Origin of the sequence: Mucilaginibacter calamicampi (genome assembly GCF_042676765.1) — a bacterium.
GTDB classification, from domain to species: domain Bacteria; phylum Bacteroidota; class Bacteroidia; order Sphingobacteriales; family Sphingobacteriaceae; genus Mucilaginibacter; species Mucilaginibacter calamicampi.
In genome coordinates this window covers 843,461-860,348 of record NZ_JBHTHU010000005.1, presented here as the reverse complement: position 1 = coordinate 860,348, position 16,888 = coordinate 843,461, and the positions used below count along the sequence as shown (strand labels likewise).

Genomic DNA, 16,888 nt, shown 5'->3' with positions numbered 1-16,888 from the left:
ATATTTTTCAATATTTATTTTGTTACCTTTTAACGCAATTAATTTTGTTAAGTTAGCTAATAAATTAATTTTTTATAAACACTTTTTTAAACCTGTTTTAAACATTCCTTCCGTTTTTTACGTAATACGGTATTACTGAATGGGCCTAGTTGAATATACTTTTGATAATGAACAACTTAACAGACTGTTCCCATACTATATTCTTATCAATAAGGATTTTAGTATAGAGGGATTAGGCAAAGCTTTGGTTAAAATTATCGGTAGTGAGCCCGGGCTATACTTTTACAATGTTTTTAAGATAGTAGATCATGGCAGCGCAAACGCGCTGCAAAGCAGCCTTACAGAACTTGGCGGCTTTAACATGAAGATAAGTGTAATTACCGCTCCCGACACTATTTTACAAGGCAATCTTGAATATATTAAACACAGCGGAAAATATCTGTTTACCGGCAATACAGTAGCCGGCAACCCCGGTTTAAACGCTGATGATACTATTGTTAACGCTAACAAAACAAGCGGCGACAGACCTTTTGACGAGCATTTTTTTGAGCGTGTTTTAAACGAGCTTCCCTCAGATGTGGTTGTTTTAGATACTAACCACACCTACCGGTTTATCAATCCGGGCGCTATTAAAGACCCGGAACTTAGAAAATGGACTATCGGTAAAACAGACGAAGAATATTGTGCATACCGAAACAGGCCGCAAAGCCTGGCAACTGTAAGGCGGCAAAACTTTAACGAAGTAATGCGCACCAAACAGCAAAGAACCTGGGAGGAGCTTATAACAACGCCAGATGGGTCTGTTCGTACAATTGTCAGAAATATGTGCCCCGTGCTGGATGGGCAAAATAACATTGATTTTATAATTGGTTATGGTTTAGACATAACCGACCGGAAAAAAATTGAGGAACAGGTAAAAGTAAGCGAAAAGCGATACCGCGATCTGTATGATTTTTCTCCGGCGCTGATCTATACGCATGATCTGGACGGAACCATGTTATCAGTTAACCCGGCAATTTCAGCTGTTTTGGGTTATAGCAACGATGAAGTAGTAAACAAAAATCTCAAAATATTACTTCCACCGACAGACCAGGATAAAATACAAACGGAGTATCTTCAAAAAGTTATTTCTTCCGGTATAAGCAAAGGCATTTTTAGGGCCGGGCATAAAAACGGTACAACAAAATACCTCTTCTATCAAAATTATAAGGTTGAGGAGCAAGACAGTGCACCTTATGTTATTGGCTTTGCGCAGGATATTACCGAAAGGATACTGGCAGAAAAGGAGTTATTATTAGCAAAGCGTAATACAGAAAAATTAGCTAAAGTAAAAGATACCTTCCTGGCTAACATGAGCCATGAGTTGCGCACACCCATGAACGGTATACTTGGCGTAACAAACCTGCTTACTAAAACTACGTTAAACGACCAACAAACGCATTATGCGCACCTGATATCAGATTCTGTTAACAACCTGCTTACCATTGTAAATGATATTCTTGACATGGAGAAGATCAGTTCGGGCAAGATTGAGTTTGAGCACCACGCATTTAAAGTTGTTGATAAGGTTAAGTCGTTAGTACATTCTTTTCAACGTAATGCGGAGCAGAAAAAGCTGGAATTGTTGCTTAGCAACACGCTCCCGGCAAATTTAGTAGTAAACGGAGACCAACATCGTTTGGCGCAGATACTAAACAATCTGTTAAGCAACGCCATTAAATTTACCAACAAAGGAAAAATCAAGATCACACTTAGTTTGCTTCATTATACAGAGACAGACGTAATTATTGAGTTTGTTGTTGAAGATACAGGTATCGGTATCCCCGAAAGCCGTTTAAGCACTATTTTTGATCCCTTTGTTGTGGGTCCATCAAACATCACCAAATTTGGCGGCACCGGGTTGGGCTTATCCATCAGCAAAAACCTTGTGGAGATGCAGGGAGGCAGCATGGAGTTGAGCAGCAAGGTAAGCACGGGCAGTACTTTTACTTTTAGTTTGCCGTTTAAAAGAGGGCAACTGCAGGAAGTGAGCGAAATGAAAACACAGAATTTAAACCTTTCTAAGATCAATAAAAAAATATTGGTGGCAGAGGATATAGAATTAAACCAGTTTTTAGTTAAAACCATGCTCGAATCATGGGGAATAAGCGTAGATATAGCTGTAAACGGAAAAGTAGCTGTAGATAAGGTTAAAGAAAATAGTTACGACTTAATATTAATGGATATACAAATGCCCGAAATGGACGGCATGACCGCTACCCGCCATATCAGAGAACTTCCCGATACTGAAAAGGCCCAAATACCTATAATAGCCTTTACTGCAAACACTTTACAGGGCGACGCCAAGTTATATCGCGATGCGGGTATGAACGACTATGTAACCAAGCCATACGCGGAAGAAAAGCTGCACGAAAAAATAAAAGAGGTTTTAAATTTAGCTGCCCAACCTTTGGAGCCCGTTAAAACCGGAGCAATTGATGAAGCATCGTCAAACGTTGCCGAGCCAGAGGAGAGATTATATAACATTTCAATGATAGAGTCTATAGGTAAAAGTAATCCTGCTTTTATTGAAAAGATGATAGTGATGTTTGTTGATTTTGTAAGTAAGGATTTTGAAAAGCTAAAGGATGCGGCGAGCAAAAACAATTGGGCCGAAGTAGGCCAAATTGCGCATAAGCTAAAATCAACCTTTGGCAACATGGGCGTAAATACACTTGTTCCCTTTGTATTTGATCTTGAAACGCAAACAGGCGATCCAAATGCCTTGATAAAAGCGCTTGATGCTGGGTTAGAAAAGGTTTTTTCGCAGTTAAGGCAAGATTATCCCGACTTGTTTACTACTTAATATTTAGCACCCGTTTTAAACGTTTGGCAGTGGCTTTCCATAAGCCGCCGTCTATTTGAATTCGCCGGTCAGTCGTCCAAACAACAGCATTATTTACCCGGTACATTTTTCCGAAACCCTTCCCCATTAATTTAAGTGCCAGGTATCCGTCTTCATTAGTACCCGGCGGGTGGTTAAAGCCATCAACCACCAAACCCTGTTCGCGCCTAAAGCCGGAGTTAAAGCCATACATGTTTACAGCCTCGGTTTTTTTGTATTTATTGTACAAACGCGTTAGCTCAGCAAACCACTCATAAAAATAATAGGTAATTCGTCCGGTACTTCCAATCGGTATAAACGAAAATATACCATAAGTACAAGCCACTTCAGCCCGTTCAAGGGGCTTGGTCATTTCCTCTATCCAGTTGTTCGGATATATCGTATCCGCATCAGCATTTAAAATATACGTGCCACGGGCGTGCTGCAGGCCAAAATTACGCGCGGGCGTTATTCCCTGTATAGTTTGCAAAACGCAGTTAACTCCGCAGGCTTTAACCAACTCTTCAGTTTTATCCTTCGAGTTATTGTTTACTACAACTATCTCAACATTTTTGCCGGTTACATTACTGCAAAGCGATGTTAATGTGGGTATTATGTTTTCCTCTTCATTATAAGCAGGAATCACGATAGAGACATCAATAACACCGTCTTTTACAAGATTGCGATTGTAAGCCTGGCTTATAGCTTGTAGTGTGGCCGGGGCCTGGTTATTATTTTTTAAATAATCTGTTATGTATTGCGGAATAAAAACTGGCTTCATTTGCTGGAGCGTTGTATAAATATTTATAAATATAGCATTTATACGGTATTTACGTAAAAAGGTGTCGTAAGGGGCCATTAATAATCGTCAGCTTATTGTTTATTTTTTTTTCCTGCTGATGGCAACATTAAAATAGCGATTATATTTGTTTGCTGTATTATTGCACCTCCCCTGTTTAAAATGGAACAAAAAGAAATTATCCCAGAGTTGTTTGTTGTTGGCGCCGGCCCCGGCGATCCGGATCTTATTACGGTTAAAGCCTACAAAATTTTACAAACAGCCGGAGCGGTTTTATATGACAACCTGGCCAATAAACAATTGCTGGACCTTACGCCCGAAAACTGTGATCATGTTTACGTGGGTAAGCAACCTTATGGGGCCTATACACCTCAGGAAGATATAAATGCTATGATAAAACATTTCGCTTTTAGTCGTGGCAGAGTGGTGCGTTTAAAAGGCGGCGATCCATTTATTTTTGGAAGAGGTTTTGAAGAGATACTCTACGCGCGCGAGCATGGTATTAAAACCCATTATATACCCGGTGTAACCAGTATGCAGGCGTCAGGATTAGGAGATATCCCGCTAACTCATCGTGCTGTAAGCGAGGGTATATGGGCAATAACAGGCACAAAAAAAGATGGCACCCTATCTGCTGATCTGAAACTGGCTATGCAAAGCAATACTACCGTGGTTATTTATATGGGCATGAAACAGATCCCGGTGATATCAGCCGCGTATGTTGATGCCGGTAAAGGCGATACCCCGGCGGCTATTATACAACATGCATCGCTACCACAGCAAAAATCTGCAAAAGGTAAAGTTAAAGACCTTGCTGCTTTAGCCGAAAGTAAACAGCTTACCTATCCCGCGCTGATAATTATTGGTCCCGTAGTTCAGCTTGCACCATAAACATCAGTTTCTGAAATTTTGGGTGATCATAAGGCCGTAAATACCTCCATCTAATATACCAATACCAAGTCGCCCAAAAGTGGGGTTAAGAATATTAGCCCTGTGTCCCGGCGATTTCATCAAGCCATCATGCGCCATATCCAGGGTTTGAGACAGCGCGAGGTTTTCTCCGGCAGTTAAGAAAACAATCTTATCTTTTCTCATCCTGTCAAACGGATCTTTGCCTTCTGGCGTATAGTGCGAAAAATACCCTCTTACAAACATATCCATAGCATGTTTACGGGCCACTTTTGCTAATTCCTCATCGGCTACTACCGGTTTTAACCTTTTGGCAGCACGTTCTTTATTTACCAGGGCCAGCATCTCCGCTTCCAAATCGCGGCGCACTACCGCGTCTTTAACCTTAAAGGGCAGCGTAACCATATCGTGCTCGCCGTCAACCGTGGTTTTCTTAATGGTTTTATTAAAGGCTTCGCCGAATATGGGCGACAGCTTTTTCTCGAGCCAGCTTACTTTTGATGTTAGCCCTTTAGTAAGGTAAGCGTCGTGGGCATCTCGCGAAACATTGGTAAGCGGTGTCAAAAACAGAAAAGTAGCCAAAAGTGCCGACCATACAAATCCATTAACAACTCCGGGAATAACTCCGGCTAGCTTATTAACAATATGGTCATCAACCCTCTCAGGAACATTGTCTAAAATCCGGACGGTTATCTTATCGAACAGGTAACGTGCTGTTATAATGGTTAGAACAAAGGCAAGCGGGTATATCCAGAACTCAACAATTGGCAAAACCTTTAATAATATATTACCAAGTGGCTTATAAATAATAAAACCGGCCGTGAGGCTGCTTACCCACGAAACCAGGAATAATGATGATATAATGAAGCCGCGTTTTATGTCAAACCACACGCTCAGCGCCATCACCAGCAATAAAACAATATCTATATAATTCATTTAGCAGCTTTATAGCAAATAAACGCAATAACGGTTTAAAATGATAGTTTTCAATTATAATTAATACCAGCAGCGGCGCTAACCACCATACAAAACGCTATGTAAATACTATCTTGTAGCGACTCGCCAAGGTTAAAAAAAAGTTAAAAAAAAGCCAAAAAAGTTAATTTTAACATAAAAAAAGGCAGTTTAAGGTCATTTTTGACAAAAAATAACCGATTATGTATCGCAAACACCTAAAAATGTACCATTTGTAATATTTTTAAACATTTTACAATCAAAATACGTCGAAACAAGTATTTTTTTTGATATTTATAGCAGTTTTTTAACACAAAATATGAGTTTCAGCTATCGCCGAATTGTAATAAAAATTGGTTCAAACGTGCTTACACAAAGTAACGGCCTGCCCGATCAGGTGCGTATAGGTAAGCTGGTTGACCAGATAGCCGCTATAAAAAAGCTGGGAATTGAGGTTATTTTAGTGTCATCAGGCGCGGTAGCAGCAGGCAGGAGTTTGATATCAGTGTCAGATAAATACGATGCTATTGCAGTGCGGCAGCTTTTAGCTTCAATTGGCCAGGTTAAGTTGATCAATATTTACGCCCACTTGTTTGAGCAGCACAACTTGCTGTGTTCGCAGGTGTTGGTAACCACTGATGATTTTAAGGGAAGGCAGCATTACCTTAATATGAAGAACTGCCTGGAGATACTTTTACAGCATAATGTTGTGCCGATAGTAAACGAGAACGATGTGGTATCTGTAACAGAATTGATGTTTACCGATAATGATGAGTTGGCCGGGCTTATCGCTTCAATGCTGAATGCCCAGGCATTGATACTGTTAACCAATGTTGATGGTATTTATGACGGCGACCCTGGTTTAGAAGGCTCATCCGTAATTAGTGAAGTAAAAGATTTCGATATAGATTTTTCATCCTTTATCTCATCCGGTAAATCGCAGTTTGGGCGTGGCGGCATGATCACCAAATCAACAATGGCGCAAAAAACATCGCGTTTGGGTATAGCCGTGCACATAGCCAACGGCACAAAGGATAATATTTTGCTGGATCTATTGAACAACACAGCTATTCAAACCCATTTTCTGCCTACCAAAACCGCTTCTGAAAAGAAGAAGTGGATAGCGCACTCTGAGAAGGCCGCCACAGGCATAGTACAGGTAAACGCCGGAGCGCGGGATGCACTTACATCTAATAAAGCAACCAGTTTATTACCCGTAGGTATTACCGATATTTTATCAGACTTTAAAAAGGGGGAGATAATTAAACTGATAGATGATAACAATGAGCTGATAGGTTTAGGCATTGCCGAATACGGTGCCGATAAGGCAAAAGAGAGCATGGGGCGTAAAAACCAAAAGCCATTGGTACACTATGATTATCTTTACCTGCAATCATAAATATTATGAGCTATTCTTCATATTTTGAGAACGCGCAGACAGCGGCACGCAATCTTGATGTTACCGCTGCACAAATTAATACCGTACTTGAGGCGTTGGCCGCCGAAACTGTAGCTCAGACCGATCGTTTACTGGAAGAGAATAAAAAAGATCTGGACCGTATGGATCCGGCAAATCCAAATTACGACAGGCTAAAACTTACCCAGGCACGCATTAGCGATATAGCAAAAGACATTATTAATGTTGCTAAGCTGGAAAACCCACTTGGCCATATCCTGTCTGATAAAACTTTGCCTAACGGTTTAAACGTATCAAAAGTAAGTGTACCACTTGGAGTTGTTGGTGTTATATATGAAGCACGGCCCAACGTTACTTTTGATGTATTCGCTTTATGTTTTAAAACCGGCAACATCTGCATATTAAAAGGCGGCAGTGACGCGGCCTATTCTAACCAGGCTATAATCCAGGTAATACACAAAGTACTGGCGGCCCATAATATTGATGTTAACGTAGCTGTATTGCTGCCTAAAGAAAGGGAAGCCGCCGAAGCACTCATGCAGGCCGTTGGTTATGTTGACGTAATAATACCACGCGGAAGCCAGGGATTAATAAACAGCGTACGGCAAAACAGCAAAGTGCCCGTAATTGAAACGGGTGCCGGCATAGTGCACACCTATTTTGATGAGTCGGCTGACCTGGAAAAGGGAACCAATATTATATTAAATGCTAAAACGCGCAGGGTTAGTGTTTGCAATGCTTTGGATTGCGCAATTATTCATACTTCGCGATTAAATGATCTTGGTCAGTTAGCCAAACCACTTGGCGATGCAGGTGTGACCATTTTTGCTGATGATAAGGCTTTTGCAGTTTTGAAGGACACCTATCCTGCTAACCTGCTTCATCCGGCAAGCTCAGAGCATTTTGGAACGGAGTTTCTATCCATGAAAATGTCAATAAAAACGGTTGACAATTTACAACAGGCGCTTGACCATATAGCCACCTACAGCTCAAAACACAGCGAAGCCATAATAACCGAAGACGAAAAGAATATGGAGATATTTTTAAACCGTGTTGATGCAGCCGCGGTTTATGTAAATACCTCTACAGCTTTTACAGACGGCGCTCAATTTGGCTTAGGTGCCGAAATTGGAATAAGCACGCAAAAACTACATGCCCGCGGCCCAATGGCGCTACAGGAACTAACAAGCTATAAGTGGTTGGTAAAAGGTAACGGACAGATAAGAGCCTGATTATAAAACCATGTACCGGCCCACCCGGTACATGGTTAACTCTGATTACAGCCTTATATAATTAATAAGGGCAGCGAAGCAAATGATGGTAAAAATAACCACCTGCATCTTTTGTTCGATTGACAGTTGTTTTATCATTTTCATCTCTTATACTTTAGGGGTATAACAAATTTATATTTTCAGTTACTTTTTGCAATATTTCGCTTCATTTTTAGTAAATTTTTAACAATGATTTTACACCTATTTTATAATCGTAGTTTAAACACCCATTAACTAAAAAATTTGTAACGTAAATGTTATTTTACTGAATTTCCTTTTGTTTAAAAGCTGCAAAAAACATCTATAAAAGACTTCAAAACTCATTTTTTCGGCGTGATTTTGGATATTGTAATAACATCCCTTAAATTAACAGGAAAGGGCACCTGTGTACTCGAGAAATATCAAAAACCTTTAAAAAGAAAATCACCTGCATATGTTATTGTCTGTGAACCCCGTTAATGGTAAAACTATAGCTACTTACAAGCAGCATAGTAACAAGCAAGCCAACAACATTATTTTAAAAACACATAATGCCTGGCTAACCTGGAAAACAAGTTCTGCTGACGAAAGAAGCAGGCTGCTAATGGCTATGTCAAAACAGCTGTTGAGCCGAAAAAATGAATTAGCCGGGCTGATGGCCAACGAAATGGGTAAACCCATAAAACAGGGCGTAGCGGAAATAGAAAAGTGTGCTGCCTGCTGTGAATATTACGCAGAAAATGCAGCCAGCTTTTTAAAAGATCAACCTATAAATACTGATGCTTCAAAAAGTTATGTAACGTTTAATCCCATTGGTGTTGTGCTGGCTGTTATGCCCTGGAACTTCCCGTTCTGGCAGGTGTTCAGGTTTTTGGCCCCTGCCCTGGCGGCGGGCAACTGTGGTGTACTTAAACATGCATCAAACGTGATGGGTTGCGCTTTGGCTATTGAGGATATTGTTAAACAGGCCGGGTTCCCTGCAAACGTATTCAGAACCTTAATTTTGGATAGTAAATCTGTAGGAAGCGTTATTGAAAACCCGCTTATAAAAGCGGTAACCCTTACCGGCAGCACCAAAGCGGGCAAAAAGGTAGCCGAAAAGGCCGGCTCATTAATTAAGAAAACCGTTTTAGAGCTGGGCGGCAGCGATGCCTATATTATATTAGAAGATGCTGATCTTGAAAAAGCGGCGGAGATCTGCGTTAACAGCCGATTGGTTAACGGTGGACAAAGCTGCATAGCTGCCAAGCGCTTTGTAGTGGTTAAATCAGTAGAAAAGGAGTTTACCCGGCTGTTTGTAGAAAAGATGGCAGCCAAAGTTATGGGCGACCCTCTGGACGAGGCCACCTACATCGGTCCTCAGGCACGGGTTGATCTGCGCGATGAGCTACATCAACAGGTGGAGCTATCGGTTACCAGGGGCGCCAAATGCCTGTTAGGTGGCAAAGTACCCAATGGCAAGAATGCCTTCTATCCGCCTACCGTGCTTAGCCATGTAAAAAAAGGAATGCCAGCTTATGATGATGAACTATTTGGCCCCGTGGCCGCCATTATAAGCGCTAAGGACGAAGCCGATGCTATCCGCATAGCCAACGATAGCATTTTTGGTTTGGGCGGTGCTGTGTTTACCGCTGATAATAAACGTGGCGAGCGCATAGCCGCTACACGACTGGAGGCAGGTTCGTGCTTTGTTAATGGTTTGGTTAAATCTGACCCTCGTTTGCCTTTTGGTGGTATTAAAGAGTCGGGTTATGGGCGCGAGTTAGGTATGTTTGGCATACACGAGTTTGTTAATATTAAAACGGTGTGGATTGCTTAACAAGATTGGTGTTTGAAGGTTGAACGAAAGAGTAGTGATTAAAGAGATTGCGACACCCCTACTTATACAGAACAACACACCTTTGTAACATATTAATCATTTAAATATCCAATAGCTATCATAATCTAAATCACATATGGGACTATTTAGCGCCGAAGAGCCAAAGCCTTACCAAATTGACGACAAGCAACTCATTTGTATGTTTTGCAAAAACGAAACCTTCTATGTACGTAAAGAGCAGTTGCATTCTCCTACCCAAACTTTTTTTAATGTAGAATGGATGGGCAGTACAGCTACCTGCTTTGTATGTAGCAGTTGCAGTTATGTGCATTGGTTTATGCGGTAGTTAGAATTAAGCGTCTTGCATAATTTTTGTGTGTTCAGGCTGCAAGCCTGTACGCACAATTCAAACCCGATACACACGTATGTTAGTCTGATGCAGCTACTTTCAACTTCTATGTTTTTTAAAAAAAGTATTTGCGGCAAGTTTGATGAAAATTAAACGTACAGACATGAAAACCTTACTTACCTTCTTCTTATCTTTTTTAGCTGCATCAGTGTGTCTAGCACAGGAAAAACGCCCTGTCAGGGATGTAGACGGCGAAATAAACAACTACAGCGTTAGCTCATTAAACTCCAAAATTCAGATTTTTCTGAAGCCCGATGAAAATACCAAATCTATAAGCCCGTTTAACTACATAACTAATGATCCTTTAGGCAATGTAGTTTTTTTAGAGGGGGCCAAAACGGTTACGGTTACTACAAGGCTTTACAAAGACAGTTTAAAGTATTATCGTTATTCCATCACAGAGAACGACAGCACTGTTATAGCATTAAACCAACAATTAACCAAGGTAGATTTTGAATGGAACAAATGGAGTGCGCACCCGGGATATGCCACTATGAATTTTGGTATAAATAATACGGCCGGTAAAAAAGTAACATTAAGAATATACTGCCTTACCGACCTAAATAAAGTGACAACAGTTATTATTTATAATAAGCCAATAAAACCCGCACAGCTGCTTCAAATATCACTTTCTACCCTAAACGAGGACAAAAAGATAACTTATAATGGTTTAACCTATAATAAGTTTAAAACCACGGCTATTAAGGATGGCGCTACAATAACAGACCATGGAAACAACGTATCCATTTCATTGTCTATGAAAAAAACGGATCTGGATTTTATTTATAATATATATGTAGTTCAACGTAGTAAAGATGGGGAACGGATCGTATTGCAGAGCAACGCCTGGTTATACAACAACGACTACGAGGGTACTCCCGGTTTCGATATCGGCTTTAACTATTTTAGACAACCCGGCGATTATGAAGTGATAATAGCACCCGGAAAGCTATCGCTTGAACAATTAAAAAACGGCAAAACGCAAATCACTAAATTCTCACTTAAAGTTTTACAGGCACCAAATGTATATTCTACCGGGGAGCTGGTTGTTATAATTATTATAGTAGTACTTATAATTGCAGGCATTGCGTTGCCAATTATTTATCTGATAAGAAAAAAAAACAAGGCAAAATTAAGGCTGGCAGATTTACAGGCCGATGCTGCGCGAAACGATTTAAACATGGTCAGGGCAAATTTAAACCCGCATTTTATTTTTAACGCATTAAGCGGTATCCAAAGTTTAATAAATAAAAACGAAGTGGAGCAGGCCAATAATTACCTCAGCAAGTTTGCCGGCTTAACCCGGCACGTGTTGAACGATAGCCTAACTATAAGTATAAGGGAAGAAATCAGCCTGTTAAACGACTATTTGGCCATGGAGCAGCTGCGGTTTTCCTTTCAATACCAGGTTGATGCGGATGAGGGTGTAAATGATAACATAGAGATTCCGGTAATGCTGGTTCAGCCTTTTGTAGAAAACGCGGTAAAACATGGCGTAATGCCCTTAAAAGGGACGGGGGACATAAACATAAGTTTTACAAAACAAGGTAGCGATCTAAAAATAACCATTACAGATAACGGAAAAGGGTTTGATGCTAATAAGAACCATAGCGGTTTAGGTTTGAAATTGAGCAAAAAAAGGATAGATTTATTGAATCAAACCTTTAAAGAATGCCCTACAATGCTGCAGATCACTTCCACAGCATCAAAAACATCAGTTGTTATAATTTTAACCCAATGGCTGTAAGTTGATGAAAGCACTTATTATTGACGATGAGTTGCATAACATCGAAAATCTGCAGATTTTATTACAGCAATACTGCCCTGATGTAACAGTTGTGGGTACTGCGACAGCTATAGAAATTGCAGTTACACTTGCCAATGAGCAATCGCCTGATCTTGTGTTTTTAGATATACAAATGGGCGAAACAACGGGCTTTGATTTTTTAAAGCTGCTGCCAAAAAAGGAATTTGAGGTGATCTTCATCACCGCCTATGATAAATATGGTATAGATGCTATAAAGTTTGCCGCGCTTGATTATCTATTAAAACCGGTTGCCATTGCCGACCTGGTGCTTGCCGTTAACAAAGCAAGGGAAAAGCTTAAAATCAAGGAGAAAAGTAAACAGCTTGATTTTTTGCTGAGCCATGTGCGCAACAGCGACCGGGAAGGTGCCAGAATAGCCCTACCGCAATTACATGAAATACGTTATGTGTTGGTAAGCGACATTGTACGGTGCGAAGCGGACAATTCCTACACCTTTTTCCACCTCGCCAATGGGGAAAGGGTATTGGTTTCACGGTCGCTAAAAGAATACGATGATCTGTTAAAACCATCAGGTTTTCTTCGCACACATCAAAGCCACCTTGTTAACGCCATACATATAAAAAGTTGGGTAAAAGAAGATGGCGGATTGCTGGTGTTAACCAATGGCGACAAAGTACCCGTTTCACGCCCTAATAAGGAGGCAGTTAAAATGGCTTTGAATAGATCGCTGAGGTAAGGCACTCAGGTTAAAATCCTATCCGAGAAAAAATTTGGATGCGCGGCAGATTAACTTTAAGGAAAACAACATTGTTAGTCAAATATTTAGGTAGGTTATTTAAGCCAATACATTAAATACGTAGGGCAACCTTTAGCAGGGCGTAGCATCACTCCTACTACGCTACAAATAAATCTCCAACCATACTAATCAAAATACAACTCACTCCTCACCCACCCTCAACCGTCACCCAAAAGCCAAATTAACTCAGCAAAATCACCACTAATCAACTAATCACTATCTTTGCAAAATAATGAGTAAGCACGGTAGAATATTAGTAGCCATGAGCGGCGGGGTTGATAGCTCGGTAGCGGCAGTAATGCTGCATGAGCAAGGGTACGAGGTAATTGGCCTTACCATGAAAACATGGGACTATGCATCTGCCGGAGGCAGCTCAAAAGAAACAGGCTGTTGCAGCCTGGATAGTATTAATGATGCCCGCGCATTGGCGGTGGGTTATGGCTTCCCGCATTATATTCTGGATATCCGCAATGAGTTTGGCGATTTTGTTATTGATAATTTTGTTGACGAGTACCTGGCGGGCCGCACCCCTAACCCATGCGTGCTATGTAATACCTATATTAAATGGGAGGCGCTATTAAAACGCGCCGATAAGCTGGATTGCGAATTTATTGCCACCGGCCATTACGCTAACATCCGCCTGCAGGACAACGGCCGCTATGTAATATCCAAAGGTAAAGACGAGAATAAGGATCAATCCTACGTACTTTGGGGCGTATCACAGCAAAACCTGGCGCGTACTAAATTCCCTTTGGGTAGCTTTTCAAAACCTGAGATAAGGCAAATGGCTTTAGATATGGGGCAGATAGAACTGGCCGGCAAAAGCGAAAGCTATGAAATTTGCTTTGTCCCCGATAACGACTACAGAGCGTTTCTGCGCCACAAAGTACCCGCGCTGGAGGAAAGAGTTGCCGGAGGCAACTTTGTGCTTACAGACGGCACCATAGTGGGCAAACACCAGGGCTATCCGTTTTACACCATCGGTCAGCGCCGGGGTTTGGGCATAGCGTTGGGGCACCCTATGTTTGTTACCCGGATTGATCCGCACACTAACACCGTTGTTTTAGGTACGGAGGATGAACTGCACAGCAAACAGGCCTGGGTAAAAGACCTTAACCTGATAAAATATGCCACCATTACCGAGCCAATTGAGGCAGTTACCAAAATACGCTACAAGGACGCCGGTGCCGAAAGCCACATTGTACAAATGGGCGAGCACATGAAGGTAGACTTCGCGCATATGGTATCAGGCGTGGCACCTGGCCAATCTGCTGTTTTTTATGAAGGGAACGACCTTTTAGGCGGTGGTTTTTTAATGTAGATAGAATAATATTCTTTTTATTACATTATTGCCAAAAAAATCTACGAAAAAGTATAAAAGTCATTTATTTTTCTGCAAATAATTAATACTTCTTTAAAATAAAAGCGCCATACAAATTTGCGTTTCGGGTTCTTTATGTTTTATTTGCAGAAAATACTGTTTTAATGGCTAAAAATTTACTCATAGTAGAATCTCCGGCTAAGGCCAAAACTATTGAAGGATACCTGGGGAAAGACTTCACCGTTAAGTCGAGCTACGGGCACATTCGCGATCTGGTAAAGTCTGAAGATGCTATTGATATAGCCAATAATTTTAAACAGAAATATGAAGTACCTGCCGATAAAAAACAGGTAGTAAGCGAGTTAAAGAAATTAGCTAAAGAAGCCGACATGGTTTGGCTGGCATCGGACGAGGACCGCGAGGGAGAAGCCATATCATGGCATTTGTTTGATACGCTTAACTTAAAAGAAGCTACTACTAAGCGCATCGTTTTTCACGAGATAACAAAACCTGCTATTTTAAGCGCTATAGAAAATCCTCGAAAAATAAATTACAACCTGGTAAACGCGCAGCAGGCGCGCCGTGTGCTGGATAGATTAGTGGGTTTTGAACTGTCGCCGGTGTTATGGAAAAAAGTTAAGCCTTCCCTATCGGCCGGTCGCGTGCAATCTGTCACTGTGAGGTTGATCGTTGACCGTGAGCGCGAGATCAATAAATTTAATTCAGAGGCTGCTTTTAAAATAGTGGCCATATTTGGCAAAGGTAAACAAGCCTTTAAGGCCGAACTGGCCGAACGTTTTGCTAAACAGGATGATGCCGAGAAGTTTTTAAAAGACTGTGTTGACGCCATATTCAATGTCAACTCTTTGGATACAAGGCCAACCAAGCGGTCGCCGGCGGCACCGTTTACCACTTCAACGTTACAACAAGAGGCAAGCCGCAAACTGGGTTATTCTGTTTCGCGCACCATGCAGGTGGCGCAAAGGTTGTACGAAGCAGGGCATATCACTTACATGCGTACCGATAGTGTTAATTTATCTGACACGGCCTTAAACGCTGCCTCACAGGAAATTACAAGTGCCTACGGCGACAAATACTATCACCGCCGTACTTATAAAACCAAAAGCGCAGGTGCGCAGGAAGCACACGAAGCTATACGCCCTACTTACTTCAATAACCATAGAATTGCGGGCGATAGTTCTGAAGAACGCTTATACGAATTGATATGGAAACGTGCCATAGCATCGCAAATGAGCGAGGCACAGTTTGAAAAAACTACGGCTAAAATTGGCATATCTACCCGTAAAGATGAATTGGTAGCCAATGGTGAGGTAATGAAATTTGACGGATTTTTAAAGGTTTATCTGGAATCAGACGACGAAGAGGAAGATAACCAACAAGACGGCGAAAACAGCATGTTGCCACCGTTAACCAAAGGGCAGTTATTGGATCTACAGGAAATGACAGCTACAGAGCGCTTCTCTCGCCCGCCATCACGTTATACCGAAGCAAGTTTGGTTAAGAAACTGGAAGAGCTGGGTATCGGTCGCCCATCTACCTATGCTCCTACCATATCAACCATACAAAACCGTGGTTATGTGGTGAAGGAGGAACGTGAGGGCAAGCAACGCAAATTCAGGGTATTGACCCTTAAGGATAAGAGTATAGCTAAAGACGAGCGCACAGAAACTACCGGTGCCGAAAAAGGCAAGCTCTCTCCTACTGATATAGGTGCCGTAGTAAACGACTTTCTGGTACAGCACTTTAACGGTATTGTAGACTTTAACTTTACCGCTAAGGTTGAAAAACAATTTGACGAAATAGCGCAGGGCCTGGAAGAATGGACTAAAATGCTTTCGGTATTTTACAAAGGCTTTCATCAGGATGTAGAAAATACCATCCAGACGGCAGACAAAGCCACCGGAGAACGCGAATTAGGCTTACACCCGGAGAATGGCCAGAAGATATCTGTACGTATTGGCCGCTACGGGCCATTTGTGCAGATAGGCGAGAATGCCAGCGACGACAATAAGGATTATAAGCCCCTGTACGCCAGTTTACGCGCCGGGCAAAGCATAGAGACCATCTCTTTGGAAGAAGCGCTTGAACTGTTTAAATTACCCAAAAACGTGGGCGAATTTGAAGGCAAGGTAATGAAGGTTGCAATCGGTCGCTTCGGGCCATACATTAGCCATAACAGCGCCTTTGTATCATTACCTAAAGAAATTGATCCGCATGATGTTACCGAGGAGCAGGCCATTGAACTGATACTAGCCAAACGTAAAAAGGATGCAGAAAAGCTGATAAAAGCGTTTAACGAAGATCCAACCGTAAAAATACTGAACGGCCGCTGGGGCCCGTACATAGAATTTGGTAAGCAAAATGTTAAAATACCCAAGGATGTAACAGACCCAAGCTCCCTAACATTTGAACAATGCAAGGCTTTAGCGGATGCCGACAGCAAAGCGCCTAAAAAAGGCGGTAAGAAGTTTGTGAAGAAAAAGTAGAATGCAGTTGTAGGTTGCGAGTTGCAGGTAGTTATTACTTACAACCTGCAACTCGCAACCTACAACTTACAACCTA

The 16,888-nt window shown here is 41.5% G+C and carries 12 protein-coding genes; 10 read left to right on the top strand and 2 right to left on the bottom strand.

Annotation, left to right across the window (positions count from 1 at the left end; genetic code table 11):
• Positions 1 to 139: 139 nt before the first annotated feature.
• Positions 140 to 2,845: an ATP-binding protein gene (locus ACFQZS_RS09500; protein WP_377099573.1), complete on the top strand. Its 2,706-nt coding sequence runs from the start codon at positions 140 to 142 to the stop codon at positions 2,843 to 2,845.
• Here the strand turns inward: ACFQZS_RS09500 and ACFQZS_RS09495 are convergent.
• A complete protein-coding gene (locus tag ACFQZS_RS09495; protein ID WP_377099571.1) occupies positions 2,838 to 3,644 on the bottom strand; it encodes a glycosyltransferase family 2 protein in 807 nt (268 codons plus the stop codon). The two genes, ACFQZS_RS09500 and ACFQZS_RS09495, sit on opposite strands and share 8 nt — an antisense overlap.
• Before the next feature lie 180 nt (positions 3,645 to 3,824).
• Here ACFQZS_RS09495 and cobA point away from each other — a divergent pair, with 180 nt between their 5' ends.
• The gene (gene cobA / locus ACFQZS_RS09490; RefSeq protein ID WP_377099569.1) at positions 3,825 to 4,553 is read left to right on the top strand and encodes a uroporphyrinogen-III C-methyltransferase; all 729 of its coding nucleotides are present in this window, start codon (positions 3,825 to 3,827) and stop codon (positions 4,551 to 4,553) included.
• A 3-nt stretch (positions 4,554 to 4,556) separates the two neighbouring features.
• On the opposite strand, the gene ACFQZS_RS09485 is transcribed toward cobA, so the two are convergent.
• Positions 4,557 to 5,507 (bottom strand): CvpA family protein, encoded by a 951-nt coding sequence (locus tag ACFQZS_RS09485; protein ID WP_377099567.1) that lies wholly within the window; start codon positions 5,505 to 5,507, stop codon positions 4,557 to 4,559.
• Positions 5,508 to 5,844: 337 nt separating this feature from the next.
• On the opposite strand from ACFQZS_RS09485, the gene proB reads away from it, so the two are divergent.
• The 8 genes from proB to topA all read left to right on the top strand — a co-directional run bounded on the left by proB (position 5,845) and on the right by topA (position 16,812).
• Positions 5,845 to 6,924 carry a glutamate 5-kinase gene (gene proB / locus ACFQZS_RS09480; protein WP_377099565.1) on the top strand — a complete coding sequence of 360 codons (1,080 nt, stop codon included), beginning with the start codon at positions 5,845 to 5,847 and terminating at the stop codon, positions 6,922 to 6,924.
• Between the two features lie 5 nt (positions 6,925 to 6,929).
• Positions 6,930 to 8,174, top strand: a complete 1,245-nt coding sequence (locus tag ACFQZS_RS09475; protein WP_377099564.1) for a glutamate-5-semialdehyde dehydrogenase — start codon at positions 6,930 to 6,932, stop codon at positions 8,172 to 8,174.
• Between the two features lie 472 nt (positions 8,175 to 8,646).
• On the top strand, positions 8,647 to 10,011 hold the full coding sequence (locus ACFQZS_RS09470; protein WP_377099562.1) for an NAD-dependent succinate-semialdehyde dehydrogenase: 1,365 nt from the start codon (positions 8,647 to 8,649) through the stop codon (positions 10,009 to 10,011).
• A 136-nt stretch (positions 10,012 to 10,147) separates the two neighbouring features.
• On the top strand, positions 10,148 to 10,357 hold the full coding sequence (locus tag ACFQZS_RS09465; protein WP_377099560.1) for a hypothetical protein: 210 nt from the start codon (positions 10,148 to 10,150) through the stop codon (positions 10,355 to 10,357).
• 166 nt (positions 10,358 to 10,523) lie between these two features.
• Positions 10,524 to 12,167: a sensor histidine kinase gene (locus tag ACFQZS_RS09460; RefSeq protein ID WP_377099558.1), complete on the top strand. Its 1,644-nt coding sequence runs from the start codon at positions 10,524 to 10,526 to the stop codon at positions 12,165 to 12,167.
• A 4-nt stretch (positions 12,168 to 12,171) separates the two neighbouring features.
• Entirely contained in the window at positions 12,172 to 12,924 is a 753-nt protein-coding gene (locus ACFQZS_RS09455; RefSeq protein ID WP_377099557.1) for a LytR/AlgR family response regulator transcription factor, read from the top strand.
• A gap of 292 nt (positions 12,925 to 13,216) precedes the next feature.
• Complete coding sequence (gene mnmA / locus ACFQZS_RS09450; RefSeq protein ID WP_377099555.1) at positions 13,217 to 14,305, top strand: tRNA 2-thiouridine(34) synthase MnmA; 1,089 nt, start codon at positions 13,217 to 13,219, stop codon at positions 14,303 to 14,305.
• Positions 14,306 to 14,469: 164 nt separating this feature from the next.
• Positions 14,470 to 16,812: a type I DNA topoisomerase gene (topA, locus tag ACFQZS_RS09445; protein ID WP_377099553.1), complete on the top strand. Its 2,343-nt coding sequence runs from the start codon at positions 14,470 to 14,472 to the stop codon at positions 16,810 to 16,812.
• Positions 16,813 to 16,888 lie beyond the last annotated feature (76 nt).